The sequence below is a fragment of the Pseudomonas sp. NPDC089569 genome (assembly GCF_050280625.1).
In the GTDB taxonomy this organism is placed as follows: Bacteria; Pseudomonadota; Gammaproteobacteria; order Pseudomonadales; family Pseudomonadaceae; genus Aquipseudomonas.
On record NZ_JBNNVQ010000239.1, the window covers coordinates 1 to 2,013 of the forward strand.

The window sequence follows — 2,013 nt, forward strand, 5'->3', positions numbered from 1 at the left end:
TTATGCTTTTGTATACAAAGAATGCAAATAATGTTTTTGGTTTTGTCGACGAAAAGTTTGAGAAAGACGCTATATCGTCATCGCGAGCAGGCAGCGCCCGACATCGATGAACTGGAAGTCGTTATTCAGACGTTCAGCCATTTTAAAACCTCATCAAACTCTTCAGGCGCATATCACTGCGGGTTGGCACGGGTGCTGGACAGCAACGATTTCAGGTTGGCAGCCTTCGGCTTGACCAGCCAGAAACGACGCACGTAATCATCGAGGTTCTCGGCGAGCTCACGACCCCACTCGCTGTCGGTTTCCTCGACGTACTCGTTCAGTACGCGTTGCAGGTGGCTACGGTAGGCTTCCATCGCCTCGCCGCTGATTCGCTGGATTTCCACCAGTTCGTGGTTGACCCGGTCAACGAAGGTGTTGTCCTGGTCGAGCACGTAGGCGAAACCACCGGTCATGCCAGAGCCGAAGTTGTAACCGGTCTTGCCCAGTACGCAGACAAAACCACCGGTCATGTACTCGCAGCAGTGATCGCCGGTGCCTTCCACAACGGTGTGGGCACCGGAGTTACGCACGGCGAAACGCTCGCCCGCGGTACCGGCGGCAAACAGCTTGCCGCCAGTGGCACCGTACAGGCAGGTGTTGCCGACGATGGCACTGTCCTGGGTCTTGTAGACGCTGCCTTTTGGCGGAACGATGACCAGCTTGCCGCCGGTCATGCCCTTGCCGACATAGTCGTTGGCATCGCCTTCCAGGTACATGTTCAGGCCACCGGCGTTCCACACGCCGAAGCTCTGACCGGCAGTGCCCTTGAAGCGGAAGGTGATCGGCGCATGGGCCATGCCCTGGTTGCCGTGCTTGCGTGCGATCTCGCCGGAGATCCGCGCACCGACCGAACGGTCGCAGTTGCAGATATCCAGGGCGAACTCGGCGCCGCTCAGGTCGTTGATGGCCGAGGTGGCCATGGTGACCATCTTCTCGGCCAGCAGCCCCTTGTCGAACGGTGGGTTGCGGTCCACTGCACAGAACTGCGGTTTGTCCGCTGGCACGTGATCGCTGCCCAGCAACGGGGTCAGGTCCAGGTGATGCTGTTTGGTGGTCTGACCTTCGAGAATTTCCAGCAGATCGGTACGACCGATCAGTTCTTCGAGGGAACGCACACCCAGTTTGGCCAGCCACTCACGGGTTTCTTCAGCGACATAGGTGAAGAAGTTCACCACCATGTCGACGGTGCCGATGTAGTGGTCCTTGCGCAGCTTCTCGTTCTGGGTCGCGACGCCGGTGGCGCAGTTGTTCAGGTGGCAGATACGCAGGTACTTGCAACCCAGGGCGATCATCGGTGCGGTACCGAAGCCGAAGCTTTCCGCGCCGAGGATGGCGGCCTTGATCACGTCCAGGCCGGTTTTCAGGCCGCCGTCGGTCTGTACCCGAACCTTGCCGCGCAGGTCGTTGCCACGCAGGGTCTGGTGGGTTTCGGCCAGGCCGAGTTCCCACGGTGCGCCCGCGTATTTGATCGAAGTCAGTGGCGATGCACCGGTGCCGCCGTCGTAACCGGAAATGGTGATCAGGTCCGCATAGGCCTTGGCCACGCCGGCAGCAATGGTACCCACGCCGGCTTCCGCTACCAGTTTCACCGAGACCAGCGCCTGCGGGTTGACCTGCTTGAGGTCAAAAATCAGCTGCGACAAGTCTTCGATCGAGTAGATGTCATGGTGCGGTGGAGGCGAAATCAGGGTCACGCCCGGTACCGCATAACGCAGCTTGGCGATCAGACCGTTGACCTTGCCGCCTGGCAGCTGGCCACCCTCGCCCGGCTTGGCGCCCTGGGCCACCTTGATCTGCAGCACTTCGGCGTTGACCAGGTATTCCGGGGTCACACCGAAACGGCCGGTGGCAACCTGCTTGATTTTCGAGCTCTTGATGGTGCCGTAGCGCGCAGGGTCTTCACCGCCTTCGCCGGAGTTGGAACGCGCACCGAGGCGGTTCATGGCTTCGGCCAGGGCTTCGTGAGCTTCC

The 2,013-nt window shown here is 60.2% G+C and carries 1 protein-coding gene; it reads right to left on the bottom strand.

What is annotated here, in order from left to right; all coding sequences use genetic code 11:
• Positions 1-173 precede the first annotated feature (173 nt).
• Positions 174-2,013 (bottom strand): glutamate synthase large subunit (gltB, locus tag ACQKP2_RS32645; RefSeq protein WP_427582356.1); only part of this gene is annotated, 1,840 nt, incomplete at its 5' end.